The following is a 23075-nucleotide window of genomic DNA, read 5'->3' as shown; positions in this document are numbered from 1 at the left end:
TATGGATAGGCGCTTAACGTCACATGACGGGCTGGGCACTGCCCTACAGACCGGCAGATGAAGGCGCTGAACATCGTCATACGCAAGACGGTGTGGGACGCCGTTAACCAGCTCAGTAACCCCGGCAAGAACGCGGCGCCCATTGCCTTCGCGCTGCTCACGCGCAATGACTACATGGAAGCACCCGGCTCCCCGGAGCTGGACGCCGCGTTCGCGGCGGTTGAGGCGGGCAGGTTCGACCCGCCGGGGTCCGTGCCTGACTGCACGCGGGACAAGCCGTAGGCTGAGGCGACCGAGCCGCCATGGGCGAGAGCACCCGGCACACGGAGCGAGCCACTTCGGGAGGAGCGCACCTACTAGAGCAGCACCCCGCCGGGCAACCGGCGGGGTGCTCTGCGGCGAGCGCCGCCTGACGAACGTCCCCGTTCCCTGCCCGGCGGCGGCGCGCCGAGCTGCTGCTTGAGCTGCGGTTCTTCCGCAGCGCGCCGTTCAGCGGCGCCAGCGTGATCGCGGCGGCCTCGTTCATCGCGCTCGCCGGATTCCTGTTCGTCATCACGTTGTACCTGCAGCGGGTCCAGGACGACCCTCCGCTGCGGGCCGGGGCTGGCGCTGCTCCCCGCGACGGTGGTGATGGCGCTATCCGCGCTGGTGGCGGGGCGCCTGGTCGCGCGCCGTGGCCCGCGGGTTCCGCTGGTCCTCAGCGGTGTCCTGACCGCCGTTGGCAGCTACTTGCTCGTCGGCATCTCGCCGGCGACCTCCTACCCCCGGCTGGCCGTCGAGCTTGCGGTGCTCGGCGCCGGCCTCGGGCTGGTCAACCCGCCGATCACCAACATCGGCGTCAGCGGGATGCCGCCGGAGCAGGCGGGAGTGGCGTCCGCGGTGATCTCGGCGACCAGGCAGATCGGCAAGGTGCTGGGCGTCGCGGTGCTGGGCGCGATGCTCACCAGCGGCTACCACGCGCGGCTGGCCGCCGGGATGCCGACCGCCTGGGCGCTCAGCGCGGCCACGCGCGCCCCGTGGCTGCTCGCCGCGGCGTGCGGCGCGCTCGTCGCGGTGACCGGGTTCGTGACGACGGCCTCCTGGCGTCCTGCGCGACCGTGACCTGCGCCTGAGTCAAGAGGCGCGGCCCGGCGCTGCCGTGCCTGTTACGCCAGTGAGCGGAAGACCTGCGTGAGAGCTAGGTGGCTGTCGGCGGAGGTGGCTACCTCAACTGAGCAGAGAAGTTGGCCGGGGGCCAGTAGCTCCCACCACATCCCACGGACCTCGATCACAGTGGCGCTTGCGTTGAGCGAGCCCGGACGTACCGCTGCCTGGGCAGCCACGGTCTCCGCGGCCCGCCGGACTGCTTCGTATCCGAACAGCAGGAGAGGAACCCGGCGCAGGACCAGTGATTGACGCACCTGATCAGAACGGCCTTCCTCGTATGCGGCAACGACCGCCCGGCGGAGTCCGGTACGGTCGGCCAGTGAATCCCACTCAGGCGGGTCGAATGCCAGGTCCTGCCGCCGCGCTCTCGCAAGCGCCGGGCCAGGGCCATGCCCGGCTCCCTCTACTCCGGCCTCTAGCCTGATGACTGCTTCCCACCATCCGGCCCATTCGGCGCCCGCCTGTCTGCGTATAGCCGGGTCCAGCCGCTGCGAGAGATCAGGCACATCGCGCACGGGCCGCGGCGGGACCGCCTGCGACCCGGTCTCCAGCCTTAGCGCATCGCGGACGAACAGCGCCACGTGCGCAAAGGTAGGCACCGACTCCGCGAAACGCCAGGATTCCGTTCCAGCCTGCTGCGTGCCAGAGTCCCTTGCTACCAGCACCCGCGGAGATCGTCCGCCGTCAGGCAGAGCCGAACCGTTCGATCGAAGACCTCAGCCTGAACTACAAATCGGGTCCCTGCGACGGCTACGACGACAGCCTCGCGACCCTCGAACGGCCCGTTAGCGATCATCACGGAATCCCCGATTGTGAAGCTCATCGTGAAAGGTTAGTCACCTAGACGATCTGGGCGCCAGCGTTCTCACTGTCCGCGGCTAGTCCCACTGCCGGGGAGTTGAGGCAACTGGGCCGTTGGCGCAGCTGGCCCGATACAGCCGGGCCGTTGGCGCAGCTGGCCCAGTCAGGGAGGCCGGGGCAGCGGCCGCAGGCACCAGGCGGCCGGGTACCGCGCTCCGGCGGCCCGGCCTGCCCGCAACAGCAGACGCGGGCGCTGCCAGCGCTGTACCAGGCGCTGCGGATCGCCATCACCGGCGCCATCCAGGCCATCCCGGGCGCCGGCCCCGACCGGGCCAGCTGCCAGGTCGCCGCCGAAACCGCCCAGACCATGGTCACCGGCATCCGCACTGTCCCGTTATCTGCGCCAGAGCCCGACATTAGAGCTGCCCGCCGCGGGAGTCGTCTGCCAGATGACCGTCGGTGGCGGGAAGAGAACGGGTCCCGCCAATGGCGGCGCTGCGCGGTGCCACAGTAACGGGGCACGGGCAGGCGCCCCGGCTCGTTCGGGATAATGATTTCGATTTTTTCCTGAGCCGGGGGCGCGGGCGGCTTGTGTGCCTGGCGCGCCCGCAGCGGCGCCCGCACCACCGGCCGCGGCGCGGCAGTCGCGCCTGCGGAGCCGAATCATCCTGGCGGGGTGATGCGACGCGGCCGCGCGGCGGGCGACCGTGGCGGGGTAAGCGCGACGCAGCGGCGAGGAGATAGTCGTGGAACGCTACCCGAACATCAGCGATCACGGGATCATCGGCGACCTGCAGACGTGCGCGCTGGTGTCCACCGACGGGACCGTGGACTTCTTCTGCTGCCCGCGGTTCGACTCCCCGAGCCTGTTCGCGTCGCTGCTTGACGCCGAGCGGGGCGGCCACTTCTCGATCAAGCCGGTCAGCGATGGCTATGTGTCCAGGCAGCTGTACTTCCCCGACACCGCGATGCTGATCACCCGCTTCATGACCCCGGACGGCGTCGGCGAGGTGCTCGACTTCATGCCGGTCATCGAGAGCGGGGCGACCCCCACCGACCGGCACCGGCTGGTCAGGCACCTGCGGGTGGCCCGGGGCACCATGCGGTTCGAGATGGAGATCCAGCCCCGGTTCGACTATGGCCGCGCCGGGCACACGGTCGAGATCTCCGCGGACGGCGCGGTCTTCCGCCAGCACGGCGGGATGCACCTGACGCTGCACACCGCGGGCAGGCGCGACGCGGCCGAGGAAAGGGCGTCGGTGGAGCGGGCCGGCGACGGGCTGCGCGCGACCTTCACGATGCGGGAAGGCGAAAGCGGCCGCGGGGTGGTGCTCGAGTCCATGGGCGGTGCGCCGCGGGCCATGACGGCGGCCGAGCTCGACCAGCTGGCCGAGGAGACGGCGGCCTTCTGGAAGGAGTGGCTGGGCCGTTCGACCTACATGGGACGCTGGCGGGAGGTGGTCAACCGCTCCGCGATGACCCTCAAGCTGCTGACTTACGAGCCGGCCGGCGCGCCGGTCGCCGCCGCCACGTTCGGGCTGCCCGAGCAGGCCGGCGGCGAGCGGAACTGGGACTACCGCTTCACCTGGATCAGAGACGGGTCGCTGACCATGCACGCCCTGGCCGGCCTCGGCTACCTGGTCGAATCGGCCAGGTTCAGCTTCTGGCTGCGGGACCGGGTGTCCGAGCACGTCGGCGGCGCCTCCGGACCGCTGAAGATCATGTACCGGGTCGATGGCAGCTCTGAGCTGAGCGAGGAGAACCTGGACTTCGAGGGCTGGCGGGGATCGCGGCCGGTCCGCATCGGCAACGGCGCGGCCGACCAGCTGCAGCTCGACATCTACGGCGAGGCCATGGACGCGCTCTACGACAGCGCCGGGCAGGGCCTGCCGATCGCGCACCGTGGGTGGCAGGAGCTCACCAAGATCATCGACTGGGTCGCCGACCACTGGGACCAGCCCGACGAAGGCGTCTGGGAGACTCGCGGCGGCCGCCAGGACTTCACCTACGGCCGGTTCCAGTGCTGGGTCGCCCTGGACAGGGCGATCCGGATGGCCGAGCACACGGGCCGCCCGGCCAACATCGCCAAGTGGGCCATCGAACGGGACCGGCTGTACAACCAGATCATGGAACGCGGGTGGAATCCCGTGGCCCGCGCCTTCACCCAGCATTACGGCACCGACGTCGTGGACTCCTCGCTGCTGCTCATGCCGCTCGAAGGCTTCGTCGCGCCCCAGGATCCGATGTGGCTGTCCACCTTGCGCGCCATCGACAGGCAACTCGTCTCAGACAGCCTCGTCTACCGCTACAACCCGGCCGCCTCTCCCGACGGGCTGCACGGAGACGAGGGCACCTTCTCCCTGTGCACCTTCCTGTACGTCGACGCGCTCGCCAGGAGCGGACGGCTGGACGAGGCGGTGCTGACGTTCGAGAAGATGCAGACCTACGGCAATCACCTGGGCCTGTTCTCCGAGGAGATCGGGCCCACCGGCGAGCAGCTCGGCAATTTCCCGCAGGCGTTCACGCACCTGTCGCTGATCAACGCCGCGATCACGCTCAACCGCGAACTCGACCGCCGCGCGGCGCACCCGGACCGGGTCGCCGCCATCGAACAGATCGTGGCGGCCGTATAGCGAGGTCCGCGGCCCTGGCCGGGGACGACGATCCTGACATCACCAGGAGGCAGTCGTGGCAGAGGACTTCGAGGTCATCATCGTCGGGACGGGGGCGGGCGGCGGGACGCTGGCGTACACGCTCGCGTCGACCGGGAAACGGATCCTGCTGCTGGAACGCGGCGACTTCCTGACCAGGGAGGTGGAGAACTGGGATCCAGGGCCGGTGTTCGTCGACGGCAGGTACATATCGACCGATACCTGGTACGACCGCGACGGGACGCCGTTCCAGCCGCAGGTGCACTACTTCGTCGGCGGGGCGACCAAGCTGTACGGCGCCGCGCTGTACCGGCTGCGGCCGCAGGACTTCGGCGAAATCCGGCACGCCGACGGCATATCGCCGGCCTGGCCGCTCGGCTACGAGGAGTTTGAGCCCTGGTACACCAAGGCGGAATGGCTGTACCAGGTGCACGGCGTGCACGGCAAGGATCCCACCGAGGGCCGCTGGTCGCGGCAGTACCCGTGGCCGCCAGTCTCCCACGAGCCGCGAATCCAGGCGATCTCCGACGCGCTCGAGGCGGGCGGCTACCATCCGTTCCCTGCTCCCTGTGGCATCCTGCTTGACGAGGCCCACCGGCCCGCGAGCCGGTGCATCCGGTGCGCCACCTGCGACGGTTACCCGTGCCTCGTGCACGCCAAGGCTGACGCCGACATCATCGCCGTCCGGCCGCTGCTCGACATGCCCAACGTGACCCTGCTCACGGGTGCCGAGGTCGTGCGCCTGGAGACCGACCCGTCCGGCCGGACGGTCACCGGCGTCATCGTCGACCGGGGCGGAGACGGCAAGGAAGAGACCTACGGCGGCGACATCGTCGTGCTGGCGGCCGGGGCCACGAACACGGCCAAGATCCTGCTCAGGTCGGCGTCCGACGCCTGCCCGGCCGGGCTGGCCAACGGATCGGACCAGGTCGGGCGCAACTACATGTTCCACAACAGCAAGGCGGTGGTGGCGCTCGGCAAGGAACCCAACGACACGGTCTTCCAGAAGACCCTGGCGATCAACGACTTCTACCTGCCCGGCGACGAGCGGGAGTGGCCGCTGGGCAACATCCAGCTGCTCGGCAAGTCCAACGCGATGGCGATGAAGGGCGAAGAGCCGCACCTGACCAGGCTCGCCCCGACGCTCAGCCTGGAGGAGGTCGCCGCGCACGCGGTGGACTTCTGGCTGACCACCGAGGATCTCCCCAAGCCCGGCAACAGGGTCACGCTCGACAGCGACGCGAACGTGCACCTCGCCTACACCGACAGCAACGACACCGAGGCGGCGGGGCTGTACGCCGAGTTCAAGAGGATCCTCAACCACATCGGCATGGCCGAGCACCACGTCCTGCACAAGAACTTCTACATGAGCATGAACGTCGCGATCGCCGGCGTCGCCCACCAGGCGGGAACCTGCCGGTTCGGCTCCGACCCGGCCACCTCGGTGCTTGACGTCAACTGCAAGGCGCACGAGGTGGACAACCTGTACGTGGCGGACACGAGCTTCTTCCCGAGCATCGGCGCGGTCAACCCCGCGCTGACCGCGATGGCCAACGCCATCCGCGTCGGCGAGCACATCGCGGAGCGGCTCGGCGTGACCGCCAGCGCGCTGGCCTGGGCGCCCGCGCCGCGGCGGGCGCAGGCGGAGACGGCGCAGACCTCCCCCTCGGCCGGCGAGACGAGCTGAGAGGAGCCCCGCGTGCAGGAGACCCTCGCCCGCTGGCAGTTCGCGTTCACCTCGGTCAACCACTTCTTCTTCGTCCCTGTGACGATCGGGCTCGCCTTCGTCACCGCGATGCTGCAGACCAGCTGGTACCGGCGGCGGACCCCCGAATACCTGCGGCTGACCAGGTTCTTCGGCACGCTGCTTGTGATCAACGTCGCGATCGGCGTCGTCACCGGCCTGGTGCAGGAGTTCCAGTTCGGGATGAACTGGTCGGCCTACTCGCGGCTGGTCGGCAACGTCTTCGGCGCGCCGCTGGCGATGGAGGGGCTGGCCGCCTTCTTCCTCGAATCCACGTTCCTTGGCCTGTGGCTGTTCGGCTGGGACAAGCTTTCCCGGCGTGTGCACTTGGCCACCATCTGGCTTGTCTTCCTCGGCAGCGTCCTGTCGGCGGCATTCATCATGGCGGCCAACTCCTGGATGCAGCACCCGGTCGGGTACGTCATGGTGCACGGCTCGCCGCAGCTCAACGACATCTGGGCGCTGTTCACCAACCCCGTGTTCGTATGGGGGTACGCCAAGGTGGTCCTCGCCGCGATCGTGACCGGCGCGGCGGTCATGCTCGCGGTGTCCGCGTGGCAACTGCGGCACGGCGGCGACCGCGCCGTGTTCCTCATCCCGGCCCGGCTCTCGCTCGCCGTGCTGGTCCCGGCCATCTTGCTGACCATGCTGGTCGGCGACGAGCTCGGCGTGATCGAGGCCCGCTACCAGCCGATGAAGATCGCGGCCGCCGAGGCGCAGTGGACCACCTGCCAGCCGTGCTCGTTCTCGCTGTTCCAGATCGGCGGCGGCAACAACGACCAGACGCCGACCGAGATCATCGCGATCCCGCACCTGCTCTCCCTGCTCGCCACCAACCACTGGAATGGCAAGGTCGTCGGGCTGGACCCGCTGCAGTCGCAGTACACCAAGCAGTACGGGCCCGGCTACTACGTGCCGAACGTGTTCATCCAGTACTGGAGCATGCGGGTCATGGCCTACCTGGCCGTCATCGTCTTCCTCGTGGGCTTGTGGGGGCTCATCCTCGCCCGCAGGAAAAAGCTGGCCACCTCCCGGCGCTTCCTGTGGTGCGCCATCTGGATGGCCGTGCTGCCCTTCGTGATCAACACGGCGGGCTGGCTGCTCACAGAGAGCGGTCGCCAGCCGTGGATCGTGCAGGGCATCATGCTGACCAAGAACGGCCTTTCACCGACCGTCAGCACCACGTACCTGATCATCAGCCTGGCCGTCTTCGTCCTGCTCTACGGCGCTTTGGGCACCGTCGACCTGATCCTCATGCTGCGCTACTCGCGCAGGCAGCTCGAGAGACCGCAACCGGAACAGGATGTCGACACGCCCGTTCCCGCGATGCAGTACTGAGGTGAGCGATGGCACTGGTTCCGTTCTGGTTCATCCTCATCACGATCTTGTGGACGGGGTTCTTCATCCTCGAAGGGTTCGACCTGGGCGTCGGCATGCTGCACGGAGCAGTCGGCCGTGACGAGGCCGGGCGCAGGGCGGTCATCAACACGATCGGCCCGCTGTGGGACGGGAACGAGGTCTGGCTGATCACGGCCGGCGCGGCGATGTTCGCCGCGTTCCCCGGCTGGTATGCCACCTTGTTTTCCGGCATGTACCTGGCCGTGGTCCTCTTGCTCTGCGGCCTGATCCTGCGCGGCGTATCGTTCGAGTACCGCGGGAAGGACCCGGACAAGCGCTGGCGCGGCACCTGGAGCTGGGCGCTCGGCGTCGGCAGCCTGATCGTCCCGCTGGTCATCGGCATCGCGCTCGGCGATCTCCTGCACGGCCTGCCGATCGACTCAAGCCACGAGTACACGGGCACCTTCTGGGGCCTGTTCCAGCCGTACGCGATCATGACCGGCGTCATGCTGGTGGCGCTGTGCCTGCTGCACGGCGCCACGTTCATCACGATGAAGACCACCGACGAGGTGCGCTCGCGCGCCTGGCGGACGGCCAGGACCGTAGCGCCGGCGACCGGGCTGCTCGTGCTCGCGTGGGTTGGCTGGACCCATGTCGAGGCCCACGAGGGCGCCTTCTTGAACCTGATCGAGCTGATCGCCTGCCTCGCCGTCGTCGCGGCCGTCTGGGAGGCCTGGGGAGAGCATCAGGGCTGGGCCTTCTCCGCGACCACGGTCACGATCGCCAGCTGCATCGTGACGTTCTTCGTCGACCTGTATCCCCGGGTCATGGTGTCCTCGACCAACCCCGCGTACTCGCTCACCGTGCACAACTCGGCGTCGCCCACGTACACGCTCCAGGTCATGACGGTGATCGCCGTTGTCCTGCTGCCGATCGTGCTCGCCTACCAGGCGTGGACGTATTACGTGTTCCGCCGGCGCGTCAGCGCGCAGCAGTTCCGGCCCGCCGCGCCCGCGCCCGCGCCCGCGTCCCCGTCCCCGCCCCCGTCCCCGTCCCCGCCGGCGCCGCGGTCGCCGGCCGCGCAGGAAACATCGACCGTCCCCACGACCGCAGCCAGGCCCGCCCCCGCCAGCCCTGTGCCGGCCGGACCGCGGACCGGCCGGCACAGGCGGTGGCGGAGGTAACCACGAGCCAACGGAGGCAGACATGACAGACGGCAAAGCGGACGCCCTGGTGATCTTCGGGGCGACCGGCGACCTGGCCAAGCTCGAGACATTCCCCGCGCTGGTCGGGCTGGTCGAGCGCGGCGTGCTGGACGTTCCCGTGATCGGGGTGGCGAAAAGCGGCTGGGGTCTGGCGCAGTTCCGCGACTACGCTGCCGCGTCGCTGAAGCTCAACGGGATGGATCCCGCCGATCCGGCGGCCGCCAGGATGATCGGCCTGCTGCGGTACGTCGACGGTGACCTCGGCGACGACGCCACCTACAAGGCCATGTCGGATCAGATCGGCGCCGGCAGCCGGATCCTGTACTACATGGAGGTGCCGGCTCAGCTGTTCGGGCGGATCGCCCAGGGAATCGCCGCGGCCGGCCGGGCGCGGGGCGCGCGGGTCATGGTGGAAAAGCCGTTCGGCACCGACCTGGCCAGTTCCCGGCGGCTTAACGACACCATGCACGAGTACTTCCCTGAAGACGCGATCTTCCGGGTCGACGACTGGCTGGCCTTCGACCCGGTGGAGAACGTGCTCTTCGTCCGCTTCGCCAACTCGGTGATCGAGCCGCTGCTCAACAGGAACTACGTCGAGAGCATCCAGATCACCATGGCGGAGGCGTTCGACGTCTCCGACAGGGGCCGGTTCTACGACCGGACCGGTGCCATCCGCGACGTGCTGCAAAACCACATGCTCCAGGTGCTGGCGTCCGTGCTGGCCGAGCCGCCGTCAGGGACCGGCCTGGAATTGTGGCTCGACGCCAAGGCGCAGGTGGTGCGCGGGCTCAGCCGGCTGACGCCCGAGCACACGGTTCGCGGCCAGTACGAGGGCTATCACGAGGTCGACGGCGTCGAACCGGACTCGACAGTGGAAACCTACGTCGCGGTCAGCCTTACGGCCGATACCTGGCGGTGGTCCGGGGTGCCGATCCTGATCCGGGCGGGCAAGTGCATGCCCGTCACGGCCACCGACATCACGATCACCTTCAAGCAGGCGCCGCACGACGTGTTCGGGATCGAGCCCGTGCTGCCCCAGGACAGGCTGAGGTTCCGGATCTGGCCCGAGACCCAGGTCAGCTTCACCGTGCACGGGAAGAAGCCGGGTGCCGGGTGGGAGCCGCAGGCGGAGGAGCTCGCGTTCGCGCAGCAGCCGGGATCCGACATCCGCCCCTACGACCGGCTCATCGGCGCGGCGCTGGACGGCGACCGCTGGCTGTTCGCCCGGCAGGACACCGTGGAGGCCGCGTGGCAGATCGTCGACCAGGTGCTCGGCGATGCCGTCCCCGTCCACCCCTATCCGAAGGGCGGCTGGGGCCCCAAGGAAGCCGACCGGCTGCTGCCAGCCCGCGAAACCTGGTACGACCCGGCCTGAGCGCCGGCCACACCGATGTGCGACGAACAGAAAGGGGTGCCGGGATGACCGGACAGCCTGACCATGGCCGGGTCGTGATCGTCGGCGGCGGCTTCGCGGGTCTTTTCGCCGCCCGGGCGCTGCGCGACGGACCGTTCTCGGTCACGCTTGTCGACCGCTCGCCGCAGCACGTGTTCCAGCCGCTGCTCTACCAGTGCGCGACCGGCATCCTGTCAGAAGGGCAGATCACCGCCCCGCTGCGCCGGATCCTGCGCCGCCATCGCAACGTGCGATGCGTCACGGCCAAAGCCGTCGACGTCGACCCAGCCGGCCGGACGCTGACATGCCTGCGGCCGCTGGGCGAGCGGATAAGCATCGCTTACGACCATCTGATCGTGGCCGCCGGGGTCAGCCAGTCCTACTTCGGCCATGACGAGTTCGCCACGTACGCGCCCGGCATGAAGACCATTTCCGATGCGCTCACGATCAGGCGGCGCGTCTTCGGGGCGTTCGAGATGGCCGAGACCGCCGCCGACCCCGCGCAGCGGCGCAGGTGGCTCACGTTCGTCCTCGTCGGCGCCGGGCCCACGGGCGTCGAGCTCGCCGGGCAGATCCGCGAACTCGCCACCAAGACGCTGCGCGACGAATACCGGCAGGCGAATCCCGGGGACGCGCGCGTGCTCCTGTTCGACGCAGGGGCGGCTCCGCTGGCGATGTTCGGTGACCAGCTGTCCGGCAAGGCCGCGCAAACGCTGCGGAACCTGGGTGTCGAGCTGCACATGGGATCGATCGTGACGAGCGTTGACGCCGACGGGATCATCGCGCGTGACCATGAGGGCAACGAGACGCGGTATGACGCCATGACCGTGCTGTGGACCGCCGGGGTGGCGGCCCCGCCGTTCGCGGCGGCGCTCGCGGCGGCGACAGGAGCCGAGCGGGACCGGGCCGGCCGGATCGTCGTCAGGAACGACCTGACCATCCCCGGGCATCCCGAGATCTCGGTGGCCGGCGACATGATGAGCCTGCGCGACCTGCCCGGCGTCGCCGAGGTCGCCATGCAGTCGGGGCTGTACGCGGGCCGCCGGGTCAGGCGCGAGCTGGCCGGCGACGGCCCGCTGAAGCCATTCACCTACCACGACCTAGGCTCGGCCGCTTACCTGGCGCGCGGCCGGGCGGTCGTCTCGGCGGGGCGGCTGCAGCTGAGCGGCTTCCCTGGCTGGGTCGTCTGGCTCTTCATCCACATCGCGTTCCTGACCGGGTACCGGAACCGGGTCGGCGCGATCCTCACCTGGTGGGTCGCCTTCACCCGCGACATCCGCCGCGAGCGCGCCTACACCACCCGCGAGGTCGGGGTCATGCGGGATGTGTACCAGCCGGCGGGCGAGGCCGGGGCGCCCGCCGTGCCGCCGCAGCCGCGAGCCGCCGGCGACAAGCCGAGCGAGTCACGGCCGGGCGCGTCATCGGGTTAGCTCACCCGTCACGGGTGTCGCCGGCGGCCGTGACCCGGGAGACCCTGGAGGCATATGCGACCGCTCGACCCGCGGCTGTCCCGGCATGCGCACGCCGCCGCAGGCTGCCTGCTGACCACGATCGTTCTCGGCCTCGCCGCCACCGCACTGGTACTCGCCCAGGCGGGCTTGCTCGCACATGCCCTGGCGAGCGCGGCGCGCGGCACCGGCCTGGGTGCGCTGCGCGGAACTCTGCTTGCGCTGCTGCTCGTGGTGGCCGGGCGGGCGGCCGTGGCGTACGGCGGCGAGGTGGCCGCGCTGCGCGCCGCCGCCCGGATCAAGTCTGCGCTGCGCCGCGGGCTGGCTGCGAAGGCGCTGCGGCTCGGGCCGTCGTGGCTGGCCGGCCAGCGGGCGGGCGAGATCACCACGCTGGCCACCACGGGGCTGGACGCGCTCGACGCGTACTTCGCCAGGTACCTGCCGCAGCTCGTGCTCGCCTGCCTGGTGCCGCTGGCTGTGCTGGCCAGGGTGACCGCGGCCGACTGGATATCCGGCCTTGTCATCGCCGTGACGCTGCCGCTTGTCCCGCTTTTCGGGATCCTCATCGGCAGCTACGGCAAAGCGCGCACCCAGCGGCAATGGCAGCTGCTGGCCCGGCTCGGCGGGCACTTCCTCGACGTCGTCGAAGGCCTGCCGACGCTCAAGGCGTTCGGTCGTGCCCGGGCCCAGGCCGAGGTGATCAGGAACGTGACAGGCGAGCACAGGACCGCCACGATGGCCGCGCTGCGGGTCACGTTCCTGTCCGCGCTCGTGCTGGAACTGGCGGCCGCGCTGGCGACCGCGCTGGTGGCGGTGGAGGTAGGGCTGCGGCTGCTGTACGGGCACATCGGCTACGAGACCGCGCTGCTCGTGCTGCTGCTGACGCCCGAGGCCTACCTGCCCCTGCGCAACGTAGGCGCCCAGTTCCACGCCAGCGCGCAGGGCACCGAAGCGGCCCAGCGCGCGCTCGATATCCTCGAGCTCGAAGACGATCACGGGCAGCCCGACAGGCCCGGTCAGCCTCGCCCGGCCGTGACCACGGTGCCCGGGAAGGAAGCCGACCTGCGCAGCCAGCCGATCACGCTGACCGGCGTCGTGCTGACCTACCCGGGCCGGCCCGCCGCGGCGCTCGACGGGATCTGCCTGACGATCAGCCCGGGGGAGCGGATCGTCCTCACCGGGCCGAACGGAGCGGGCAAGAGCTCGCTGCTAGGGCTGTTGCTGCGGTTCTGCGAGCCGGCATCCGGCCGGATCGACGTGGGCGGCACCGAGCTGCGCGCGATCCCGGTGCGCTCGTGGCGCCGCCAGATCGCCTGGGTGCCGCAGCGTCCGTACCTGTTCGCCGGCTCGGTCGCGGAGAACATCGCGCTCGGCGATTCCCGCGCCAGCCCGGCCGCGATCAGGCGGGCCGCCGGGCTGGCTGGCGCCGAGGAGTTCATCGACGCGCTGCCCGGCGGCTTCGGCGCCCAGCTGACCGAACGAGCGCTCACCCTCTCCGCCGGCCACCGGCAGCGGATCGCGCTGGCCCGCGCGTTCTTGTGGGACGCCCCGCTGGTGTTGCTTGACGAGCCCGCGGCGCACCTGGATCCGGCGGCCGCCCGTCAGCTCATGGCCGTGATCGGGACGCTGCTTGCGGGCCGTACCGTGCTGCTGGTCAGTCACAGCCAGCAGGCCGGGATCCCGGCGGACCGGGTGCTGCGCCTCGACCGGGGCAGGCTCGTCCCGGCCGGCCAGCCAGCCCTCCTGGCGGCCACCCGGTGACCGGCCACCCGGTGACCGGCCGGCCATTGAGCGGCCGGGACCCGCTCATGCGAACGCTGCGGCTGGGCCGGATGGTCCGCGGCCGGCTCCTGCTGGCCGCCGCGGCGGGCGCCGCGGCCACCGGCTGCGCCGTCGCGCTGCTGGCCGTCTCTGGCTTCCTGCTGGCCCGGGCGTCGCAGCACCCGAGCATCGTGGCCATCAGCGGCGCGGTCGTCGCGGTGCGCGCCTTCAGCGTCGGCCGCGGTGTGTTCAGGTACGGCGAGCGGCTGGCCTCCCACGACGCCGCGTTCCGCGTCCTGGCGGACACGCGGGTGGCGGTCTTCCGCCGGCTCGCCCGGCTGGCGCCGGCCGGCCTCGCCGAGTTCTGGTCGGGTGACCTGCTCACGCGGCTGATCTGCGACGTGGACAGCGCGCAGGACCTGTTCATCCGCGGCATCGCCCCGCCGCTGACCGCGGCTCTCGTCGGCGCCGGGGCGGTGACCGTGTGCCTGCTGATCCTCGTTCCCGCCGGCGGCGTGCTCGCGGCGGGGCTGCTGCTCGCGGGCGCCGCCGTCCCTGCCGTCGCCGCGGTCGCCGACCGGGCCTCGCGCCGCCGGACCAGCCCCGCCCGCGGTGAGCTGGCCGCCGGCCTGGCCAACATGCTGGCGGGCGCCGCGGACCTGCACGCGTTCGGTGCCGAGGACGCGAGCCTGGCGCGGATAACGGCCAGGGACGGCGAGCTCACCGGGCTTGCCCGCCGGTCGGCCGCGGCCACCGGCCTGGGCACGGGCCTGACCGCGCTCCTTTCCGGCCTGACCGTCTGGGGCGTCCTCGTCCTCGGGGTCGCGGCCGTCGGGGCGGGCGCCTTCAGCCGCGTCCCGCTGGCCGTGCTGACGCTTACGGCCCTGGCCGCGTTCGAGGCGGTCAGCCCGCTGACCGGGGCCGCGCTGCAGATCGGGCAGGCGCGCACGGCCGCCAGGCGGGTCTTCGCCGTCCTCGACACCCCCGACCCTGTGCGGGAGCCGGACAATCCCCTTCCGCCGCCGTCCCCGCCCGTCACCGTCACGCTGCGCGGTGCCCGGGTCCGTTACCTGCCGGACGGCCCGTTTGCCCTGGACGGGGTCGATCTCGACCTCGAGCCGGGACGGCGGGTCGCCCTCGTCGGCCCGAACGGGGCGGGCAAATCCACCGTGGCGGCCCTGCTGATGCGCTTCGTCGACCTGGCCGGCGGCACCGCGACCCTGTGCGGTCGCGACCTCGCCCGCTACGCCGCCGACGACGTGCGCCGCGTCATCGGCGGCTGCCTGCAGGATCCGCACATCTTCGACACCACGATCGCCGGCAACCTCCGCCTCGCCAGCCCGGACGCGAGCGACGACGACCTGGCCGCTGCCGCCGCGCGGGCCCGGCTGCTGCCCTGGATCGACTCGCTCCCTGACGGTTTGCATACGCTTGCCGGCGCGCACGGCGCGGCGATCTCCGGCGGCGAGCGGCAGCGGCTCGCCCTGGCCAGGGCCCTGCTCGCGGACCCGGCGCTGATGATCCTCGACGAGCCGACGGCCGGCCTCGACCCGGACGCGCGCCGGGCACTGACAGCCGACCTGCTGGACCTCACCGCAGGACGGGCCACGCTGCTCATCACCCACCAGCTGGACGGGCTCGACCAGGTCGACGAGATCGTGGTCCTGCAGGCCGGCCGGGTAGTCCAGCGTGGCACCCACAGCGAACTGCTGCTCGCGGGCGGCCTGTACCGCTGGATGTGGGACCGCCGGACCTGACCGCGGCCCGTCCCCGCATCACCCCCGGCGGGTGGAGCCAGGCAGCGCCGGGCACGGTCAGATGGGCGCGGGGAGAAAGGCGCGAGGAGGGCAGGCAATGGCAACCGACACGGCGGACGCCCTGGTCATCTTCGGGGCGACCGGCGACCTCGCCAAGCACGAGACCTTCCCGGCGCTGGTCGGGCTGGTCGAGCGCGGCGCGCTGAACGTCCCGGTGATCGGCGTCGCCCATAGCGGCTGGGACCTTGCGGAGTTCCGCAGCTTCGCGGAGGACTCGCTGCGGCGCAACAACATCTACCCGGGGACCCCAGCCTCGTCCGCGATGCTCGGGCTGCTGCGGTACGTCGACGGAGATCTCACCGACGAGGCGACCTACGCGGCGCTGGCGCGGGAGCTGGCCGGGGGCCAGGCCCTGTTCTACCTGGAGGTGCCGCCGGCGCTGCTCGGCCGCGTCGCGCGGGGAATCTCCGCGGCGGGCATGGCGAAGGACGCGCGGGTCATGGTCGAGAGGCCATTCGGCACCGATCTGGACAGCGCCCGGCTGCTCAGCGCGACGCTGCACAGCTATTTCACCGAGGACCAGATTTATCGTGTCGACAACTGGCTCGGGCTCGAACCGGTGGAGAACGTGCTGTTCGTCCGGTTCGCCAACTCTCTCATAGAGCCGGTGCTTGACCGCGATCACGTGCACAGCATCCAGATCACGATGGCCGAGACGTCCGACGTGGCCGGCTATGGATGGTTTTACGAAAAGACCGGCGCGATCAGGGACGTGATCCAGAACCACATGCTGCAGATCGTGGCCTCGCTGCTGGCCGACCCGCCGGACGGCCGGGGCCTGGCATCCTGGCGGGACTCGAAGTCCCAGCTCATCGCGGCTCTTCAGCCGCTGACGCCAGAGGACGCGGTGCGCGGGCAGTACGACGGGTATCTGGACGTCGAGGGGGTGGCCCCCGGCTCCACCACCGAGACCTACGTGGCGGTGCGCCTGCACGCCGACTCCTGGCGCTGGGCGGGCGTGCCCATCCTGATCCGGGCCGGCAAGTGCATGCCCGTCACCGCGACCGAGATCGAGATCAGGTTCCACCGCCCGCCGCACGATGTGTTCGGCCTTGAGCCATCCTCGGTCGGCAACTGGCTGCGGTTCCGGATCTGGCCGCAAGCCAGGGTCAGCATCGGGATGATCGGCAAGAAGCCAGGCGCCGGCTGGGCGCCGCAGCAGGAGGACCTGCTGTTCACCGACTATCCGGGATTCGACATGCTGCGACCCTATGACCGCCTGATCGGCGCCGCGCTGTCAGGCGAGCGGTGGCTGTTCGCCCGGCAGGACACGGTGGAGGCCGCGTGGCGGGTCGTCGATCCGGTGCTCGGCGACACCGTGCCGGTCCACCCCTACCCGAGGAACAGCTGGGGACCCAAGGAGGCGGACAGCCTGCTTCCCGACGGCGTTCCCTGGCACGATCCGGCCGCGTAGCCGCGGCTCCTACCGGGCGAGTTCGCGCAGCAGCCGCTCCTCCTCGGCGGCGGACAGGCCCTCGTCTCCGGGAGCGGGGCCGCCCCGTGCCCGATCCCAGGCGAGCGTGTCGCGGATCGTGTCGGCCACCGGGCGGCAGGCCAGGCCCGCGGCGACGGCCCGGGAGCTGTCCACGTTGTTGACCCCGTCCGAGCCGGACTCGCCGACCCACAGCGGAATGCCCATCCAGGGCTCGACGCCGGCCGCGAGCAGCCGGCCGGAGGGAATCCAGGTCAGCTCCGCGTCACTGTAGGTCGCCGTCTTGCAAAGGCCAAGCATTATCCCGAACGGTTCCGGGGTTCCCGTCACGTTGAACACCCCGTGGCGCCCGTGGTGGCAGGCGTCGGCGAGCCACGACGCCAGGTCGCGCACGTCGATGAACTGCACCAGGTCGGCCTGGTCGCCGGGCGCGAGCACGCGGCCGCCGCGCGCGATACGGCGCGGCCAGTAGGGGAACCGGTCGGTCGGGTCGTGCGGGCCGACGATGAGCCCGGGCCGGGCGATGAGCGCCCGGTCGCCGTAGACGTCCCGGACGACCCGCTCGGCCGCCGCCTTGCGCGCGCCGTACAGTTCGCCGAAGTCCTCGATCCCGTCGCGCAGCTCAAGCAGCCCGGCGTCTTCCAGCTGACCCTCGCGCGTGCTCTGGTCCGCGTACACCGACACGGTGGAGACGAACACGTACTGCCCTGTCCGCCGCGCCAGCGCCCGCGCCGACCGCCGGACCACCTCAGGCTCGTAGGCGGCCACGTCGACGACCGTGTCCCATTCCCTGCCATCGAGGGCGGACAGGTCCACGGTCCGGTCGCCGGCGACGGTCTCCACGCCCGGGTAGAGCCCGGGGTTGGTCTTGCCGCGGTTGAACAGCGTGACGGTGTCGCCGCGGCCGAGCGCGGCGTCGACGAAGGCGCGGCCGAGGAACCGGGTGCCGCCGAGAACGAGAATGCGCACCCGCTCATCGTGGCACGCTGTTCGTCCGGGGGACGACCCCCCTGGACCCCCCTGCGACCCCCCGGACGGGGGGCTCCGCGCGCCCCCACCCCTTACCGCGTCAGTGTGACTCGCGGGGCACCTCGTGCCCGCTGGCGCCGACGAGGAAGTCCAGGTCGGCGCCGCTGTCCGCCTGCCGGACGTGCTCGGTGTAGAGCCTGGTCCAGCCGCGGCTCGCGGGTGGCGGCGGCGGGGCCCACTCGGCACGCCGGCGGTCCAGTTCGCCGTCGGTGATCTCGAGGGTCAGCGTGCGGGACGGGACGTCCAGGATGATCCAGTCGCCGGTGCGGACCAGGGCCAGCGGCCCGCCGGCCGCTGCCTCGGGCGCGACATGCAGCACGACCGTGCCGTACGCGGTGCCGGACATCCGGCCGTCGCAGATCCGTACCATGTCCCGGACGCCGCGCTGCAGCAGCTTGGCGGGCAGCGGCACGTTGGCGACCTCCGGCATGCCGGGGTAGCCCTTCGGGCCGCAGTACCTGATCACGAGCACCGTGTCCTCGTCGGCGTCGAGGCCGGGGTCGGCGACGACCGCGTAGTAGGCCTCGGGGGAGTCGAACACGAGCGCGCGCCCGCGGTGCTTCATCAGGTGCGCCGCGGCCGCGGACTGCTTGATGACCGCGCCGTCCGGCGCGAGGTTCCCGCGCAGCACGGCGGTACCCGTGCCGGCCGCCTGGAAGGGGACGTCCAGCGGGTGGATGACGTCGCGGTTCCAGCACGGCGCGGCGGCGACGTTCTCCGCGACCGTGCGCCCGGTGACGGTGACCGCGCTGCCGTGCAGCAGCCCGCCGAGCTCGCGCATCACCGCGGGCAGCCCGCCCGCGTAGCAGAAGTCTTCCATCAGGTACTTCCCGTTGGGCTGCAGGTTCACCAGCGTGGGCACGTCCTGGGCGAGCTCGTCGAAGTCGTCGAGAGACAGCCGGACACCGAGCCGGCCCGCGATCGCGAGCAGGTGGACCACGGCGTTGGTCGAGCCGCCGATCGCCGCGTTCACCCGGATCGCGTTCTCGAACGCCTCGCGGGTCATGATCGCCGACGGGCGCAGGTCGCTCTCGACAAGGTCCACGGCCACCTGGCCGGCCCGCTGCGCGGTCTCGTACCGGCGCGAGTCCACCGCGGGCCAGGTGGCGGAATACGGCAGCTGCATGCCCAGCGCCTCCGCCATCGACGCCATCGTGGACGCCGTCCCCATCGTCATGCAGTGGCCGTTGGAGCGGGCCATGCACCCCTCGGCGAACGCGCACTCCTGCGCGGTCATCCGGCCGGTCAGCATCGCCTCCTCGAATCGCCACACCGCGGTGCCCGAGCCGACGTCGGTGCCCTGGTATTTGCCGTTGAGCATCGGACCGCCGGTGACCATGATGGCCGGCAGGTCGACGCTCGCGGCCGCCATGAGCAGGCCGGGCGTGGTCTTGTCGCAGCCGGACAGCAGCACCACCCCGTCCAGCGGGTTCGCGCGGAACAGCTCCTCGGCCTCCATCGCGAGCAGGTTCCTGTAGAGCATGGCGCTCGGCCGCAGCAGCGTCTCGCCCAGCGCCATCGCAGGGAACTCCAGCGGGAAGCCGCCCGACTGCCAGACGCCGCGCTTGACGGATTCGGCGACCCGGTGCAGGTGCGCGTTGCACGGCGCCAGCTCCGACCACGTGGTGGCGATCCCGATTACCGGGCGTCCATCGAACACCTCGGGAGTGAAGCCCTGGCTACGCATCCACGACCGGTGGTTCATCCCGGCCCGCCCTGTCGCCGCGAACCACGCCGAGCTTCTCCTAGCAGCGTTTATTGTCATATCTCTATATGTAGTACAGCGACCGGGTCCAGGGGAATACGCCGGCCCAAGACTGTCGCGGGCGGGTGCGCTCAGGCACGTGATCGTAACGGTCCGCACACCGCGACGGATTTACGCGACATTTGAGGTCCGGAGAATTTTCATTCCGCCTGCCATGTCTCGGTGAAGACGGAGCCTCGCGTTAGAGGAATGGAGCATTGTTTTCGGCGATGGGCGTCGCTAAGGTCCGAAACATACCCGCCGGAAAAGGCGGACGTTCATCCCGCGCAATGTCTCTTCAAGGAGGCACGTGATGAGAATTGCCCGATTGTGGGCCCTAACCGGGGCGGTTGGGCTGGCGATATCGTGCACGGCGGCGGCCGCATGGCCATCGCCCGCGACGCACGCGTCCGCGGCGCGCGCGAGCTTGCGCGGGTCGCTGACGCCCGCCGCCGAGCGCTCGCATCCAGCCGGAAAGGTGCCGGCGACCGCCGCGGTCAGCTTCGACCTGCTGCTGACGCTGCGCGATGCCGCCGGCTTGCAGGCGTTCGTCAAGGACGTATCGACCCCGGGCTCGGCTGAATTCCACCACTACCTCACCGACGCGCGGTGGAATGCCCGCTACGCGCCGACCGCGGCCGAGGTCGCGAAGGCTAAGGCGTGGCTGCGCGGCGAGGGGTTCTCGGTCGGCGCGCTGCCGAAGGACCGGCTGTACATTCCCGCCTCGGGATCGGCCGCCCTCGTGGAGAAGGCGTTCGGCGTGACGCTCGGCTACTACGAGGTGAACGGCGAAACGGTGCGGCTTGCTAACGGCACGCTGTCCATCCCGGCGTCGCTGGCCGGCGTCACGGCCGGGGTGGTCGGGGTCAACGAATACCTCGCGACGCCGGAACTGGCCACCCGCAGCACGGCGGCGACGGCGGCCAAGCCGAAGCAGGAGCCGCCGCCGCCCGCGGGCTACCGCAACCCCCCCGTGTGTTCGCAGTACTGGGGCCAGCTGTACGACACCGCGGACTCGGCCTCGCTCTACACGCCGTACTGGCGCCCGCTGCCCTATGCCGTCTGCGGCTACGTCCCCAGCCAGTTGCGCGGGGCCTATGACGTGGCCGACCCGGTAGCCGCTGGCGACGATGGCTCAGGCGTGGCGGTCGCGATCGTGGACGCATACGACTCGCCGACACTGCTCTCGGACGTTCAGGAGTACTTCAAGCTCAACGATCCCTCCCATCCGCTGCTCTCCTCGCAGTTCTTCAACGTGACCCCGCCGACCGTCGATGACGTGACAGAGTGCGACGGCAGCGGCTGGTACCCCGAACAGGCTCTTGACGTGGAGTCCGTGCACACGATGGCCCCCGGCGCGGACATCCTGTTCGTCGGGGCGCAGGACTGCCAGGACACCAGCCTCCTCGCGGCGCTTACCACCGCGGTCACGAGCGGCGCGTCCGTCGTCACCGACTCGTGGGACGACACCCTCGGTGACGTCTTCGACGACGTCGCCACTCACACCGCGTACGACGACACGTTCATGCTCGCCGCCGCCACGGGCGTCAGCGTCCTGTTCTCCTCGGGCGACAGCGGCGACAACTTCTCCTCCTTCGGGCTCGCCATTCCGAACTACCCGGCCAGCAGCCCGTTCGTCACCGCCGTCGGCGGGACCACGCTCGAGATCAACCAGGACAACCAGCGCGCCGCCGAATACGGCTGGTCGACAGCCAAGCAGGTCCTGTGCACCCCCAGCACGACGAACTGCGGTTCGGCGACCACGGCGGCGAGTTCCCTCGCCTACGACTACGGCGACGGCGGCGGGACGAGCTACTACTACACGGAGCCCTACTACCAGGTCCCCGTGGTGCCTGCCGACCTCGCGCTGCGCAACGAGGCGCTCTTCGGGCCGGTACCCGCGCGGGTCCTCCCGGACATCTCGATGGACGCCGATCCCCAGAGCGGGATGCTGATCGGCCTGACCCAGACGTTCCCGAACGGCACCTACTACAGCCAGTTCAAGGAAGGCGGGACGAGCCTCGCCTCACCGCTGCTGGCCGGCGTGATCGCGGACGCCGACCAGGCGGCGGGAATCTCGCTCGGCTTCCTGAACCCAGTGCTCTACAAGGCCGATCTCGACAACGGGTCGGCGTTCTACGACATCCTGCCGCCCTCGAACCCCGATTCGGCGGCCGTGATCCGTGTTGACTACACCAACGAAATCGACTCGTCGCAGGGCTACACGATCAGCCTCAGGACGATCGGCTACGCGGGTCCCGAAACCTACTGCGACGGCACGAACAACTGCGCGACCCGTCCCGTCACCCTCACCGCCGGGCAGGGCTTCGACAGCCTCACCGGAATCGGATCAGTCGGACCCGATTTCCTGAGCGTGCTCTCGAAGTTCTGACCCGCTAGTAGCGGAGTCCGTGCCGCCCGGACGCGTCCGGGCGGCACGGCGGACAGCTCGAAGCCCCCAGGCTGCTGAAGGCCTCCCCGTCCTCTCACCACCCCTAGCAGCCGGGCGTCAGGCCCTCGCGACCGGTGTACGCCAGGTACTCCGCCAGCTCATCATTCAGGACCGCCGCGTCCGTCGGCGTCAGCAGGGTCTGCATTATCCCCGCCAGGTCGTCACCCGAGGCGGCGAGCATCTGCTCACGGTTGGATTCCAGCTTGACCCGGGCCGCGGCCGGGTCGCTCAAGTGCCGGCGGAAGTCATCGGCGTTTTCCTGCCCCATGCCAATCGAACCAGTCCAGCCCCTTGGCGCTGGCCGGAGCCGGCGAGGCGAGCGAGGCGGCCGCGATCAGATCGGGAAGCAGCGCCGCGCAGGCCAAGAGATGGGGACCGCCGCCGGAAATGCCCCACATCCCGAGGCGGCCGATGCCGAGCTCGGCGCAGATGGCCCTGACATCGGCCGCGCAGTCGGCGACGAACCGGCCCGGGTGCGGTGTCGAGCCGCCGTAGCCGGGCCGGTCGTAGCTGATCAGCCGCAGACCGCGGGCGGCAGCGTCGGCCGCGTTCGGGCCGTAGAAGTGCCGGGAGTTCGGCGTACCGAAGTGCACGAGCACGGGTCGCCCGCCCGGGTCCCCGGCTTCCTCGACGGCCAGCACCCGGCCATCCGGGGTATGGACATTTCGCTGCATAGCCCGCATTAAATCGCGTAGACGGTGGGCGTGGTGGTGTAGACACGTCCGGCTGGGGTGGTCCAGCGCATGTGGCCTGGTTCGGGCTGTTCGAGCCTCCACCCCGGGGCTTGCTTGCACCGGTGGTGGCGTCTGCATAGGGGTGCCAGCTCGCATTCGCAGGTGATGCCGTCCGGGTAGGGGCGGGTGTGGTCCAGGTCGCAGTAGTAGGCCTGGGCGCCGCAGCCGGGGGCCGGGCAGGTGGCGGTGCGGGCCCGGGTGAGGTGCTTGAGCGTGCGGCTGGGGGTGTAGCGGTCCTCGCGGTGCCGGTGGTCGCAGCTGCCGGCGGCGATCGGCTCGAAGGTGACGTTCAGCCGGCGCAGCAGGTCCGCCAGCTGTGCGGCCTGGCCGGGGGTGGGCCCGTCGCGCCCGCCGCCGGGTCCGGGCCCGTCGCGCCCGTT

Annotated in this window: 18 protein-coding genes; 12 read left to right on the top strand and 6 right to left on the bottom strand. The window is 70.7% G+C overall.

All coding sequences use genetic code 11. The annotated features are described in order from the left end of the window. The first annotated feature begins 57 nt into the window (after positions 1-57). Positions 58-282, top strand: a complete 225-nt coding sequence (locus Q1N79_RS22480; protein WP_300612108.1) for a hypothetical protein — start codon at positions 58-60, stop codon at positions 280-282. Positions 283-603: 321 nt separating this feature from the next. Beyond that, positions 604-1101 (top strand): MFS transporter, encoded by a 498-nt coding sequence (locus Q1N79_RS22475; RefSeq protein WP_367185132.1) that lies wholly within the window; start codon positions 604-606, stop codon positions 1099-1101. A gap of 700 nt (positions 1102-1801) precedes the next feature. On the opposite strand, the gene Q1N79_RS30800 is transcribed toward Q1N79_RS22475, so the two are convergent. Continuing rightward, positions 1802-1969, bottom strand: coding sequence for a KOW motif-containing protein (locus Q1N79_RS30800; RefSeq protein ID WP_367185131.1), 168 nt, complete (start codon positions 1967-1969; stop codon positions 1802-1804). A gap of 724 nt (positions 1970-2693) precedes the next feature. Between Q1N79_RS30800 and Q1N79_RS22470 the strand changes: the two genes are divergently transcribed. The 9 genes from Q1N79_RS22470 to Q1N79_RS22430 all read left to right on the top strand — a co-directional run bounded on the left by Q1N79_RS22470 (position 2694) and on the right by Q1N79_RS22430 (position 16718). Further along, entirely contained in the window at positions 2694-4580 is a 1887-nt protein-coding gene (locus Q1N79_RS22470; protein ID WP_300612106.1) for a glycoside hydrolase family 15 protein, read from the top strand. Between the two features lie 55 nt (positions 4581-4635). Beyond that, on the top strand, positions 4636-6285 hold the full coding sequence (locus Q1N79_RS22465; protein ID WP_300612104.1) for a GMC family oxidoreductase: 1650 nt from the start codon (positions 4636-4638) through the stop codon (positions 6283-6285). Positions 6286-6297: 12 nt separating this feature from the next. Beyond that, a complete protein-coding gene (locus Q1N79_RS22460; protein ID WP_300612102.1) occupies positions 6298-7680 on the top strand; it encodes a cytochrome ubiquinol oxidase subunit I in 1383 nt (460 codons plus the stop codon). A gap of 8 nt (positions 7681-7688) precedes the next feature. Continuing rightward, a complete protein-coding gene (gene cydB, locus Q1N79_RS22455) occupies positions 7689-8864 on the top strand; it encodes a cytochrome d ubiquinol oxidase subunit II (RefSeq protein WP_300612100.1) in 1176 nt (391 codons plus the stop codon). Between the two features lie 22 nt (positions 8865-8886). Beyond that, a complete protein-coding gene (locus Q1N79_RS22450) occupies positions 8887-10260 on the top strand; it encodes a glucose-6-phosphate dehydrogenase (NADP(+)) (protein WP_300612098.1) in 1374 nt (457 codons plus the stop codon). A gap of 44 nt (positions 10261-10304) precedes the next feature. Next, entirely contained in the window at positions 10305-11708 is a 1404-nt protein-coding gene (locus tag Q1N79_RS22445) for an NAD(P)/FAD-dependent oxidoreductase (RefSeq protein WP_300612096.1), read from the top strand. Positions 11709-11762: 54 nt separating this feature from the next. Then, on the top strand, positions 11763-13487 hold the full coding sequence (gene cydD / locus Q1N79_RS22440; protein WP_300612095.1) for a thiol reductant ABC exporter subunit CydD: 1725 nt from the start codon (positions 11763-11765) through the stop codon (positions 13485-13487). Positions 13488-13534: 47 nt separating this feature from the next. Beyond that, on the top strand, positions 13535-15244 hold the full coding sequence (gene cydC, locus Q1N79_RS22435) for a thiol reductant ABC exporter subunit CydC (protein ID WP_300612094.1): 1710 nt from the start codon (positions 13535-13537) through the stop codon (positions 15242-15244). A 97-nt stretch (positions 15245-15341) separates the two neighbouring features. Beyond that, positions 15342-16718, top strand: coding sequence for a glucose-6-phosphate dehydrogenase (NADP(+)) (locus Q1N79_RS22430; RefSeq protein WP_300612092.1), 1377 nt, complete (start codon positions 15342-15344; stop codon positions 16716-16718). Positions 16719-16727: 9 nt separating this feature from the next. Here Q1N79_RS22430 and Q1N79_RS22425 read toward each other — a convergent pair whose 3' ends face one another. Together Q1N79_RS22425 and Q1N79_RS22420 are read right to left on the bottom strand one after the other, a co-directional pair. After that, positions 16728-17705 (bottom strand): NAD-dependent epimerase/dehydratase family protein, encoded by a 978-nt coding sequence (locus tag Q1N79_RS22425; protein WP_300612090.1) that lies wholly within the window; start codon positions 17703-17705, stop codon positions 16728-16730. Between the two features lie 100 nt (positions 17706-17805). Beyond that, positions 17806-19530 carry an IlvD/Edd family dehydratase gene (locus Q1N79_RS22420; RefSeq protein ID WP_300612088.1) on the bottom strand — a complete coding sequence of 575 codons (1725 nt, stop codon included), beginning with the start codon at positions 19528-19530 and terminating at the stop codon, positions 17806-17808. Positions 19531-19822: 292 nt separating this feature from the next. Between Q1N79_RS22420 and Q1N79_RS22415 the strand changes: the two genes are divergently transcribed. Beyond that, the gene (locus Q1N79_RS22415; RefSeq protein ID WP_300612086.1) at positions 19823-21901 is read left to right on the top strand and encodes a S53 family peptidase; all 2079 of its coding nucleotides are present in this window, start codon (positions 19823-19825) and stop codon (positions 21899-21901) included. A gap of 103 nt (positions 21902-22004) precedes the next feature. Here the strand turns inward: Q1N79_RS22415 and Q1N79_RS22410 are convergent, their stop codons facing one another. The 3 genes from Q1N79_RS22410 to Q1N79_RS22400 form a co-directional block, all read right to left on the bottom strand. Next, the gene (locus Q1N79_RS22410; RefSeq protein ID WP_300612084.1) at positions 22005-22229 is read right to left on the bottom strand and encodes a hypothetical protein; all 225 of its coding nucleotides are present in this window, start codon (positions 22227-22229) and stop codon (positions 22005-22007) included. Further along, the gene (locus Q1N79_RS22405; RefSeq protein ID WP_300612082.1) at positions 22207-22635 is read right to left on the bottom strand and encodes an alpha/beta fold hydrolase; all 429 of its coding nucleotides are present in this window, start codon (positions 22633-22635) and stop codon (positions 22207-22209) included. The genes Q1N79_RS22410 and Q1N79_RS22405 overlap by 23 nt, the downstream gene beginning before the upstream one ends. Positions 22636-22643: 8 nt before the next feature. Beyond that, positions 22644-23075: HNH endonuclease signature motif containing protein (locus Q1N79_RS22400; RefSeq protein WP_300612081.1), on the bottom strand; the 432-nt coding region annotated here is incomplete at its 5' end.

This window comes from Trebonia sp., assembly GCF_030042015.1.
Lineage (GTDB): Bacteria > Actinomycetota > Actinomycetes > Streptosporangiales > Streptosporangiaceae > Trebonia.
This window is presented reverse-complemented; position numbering and strand designations above follow the sequence as displayed.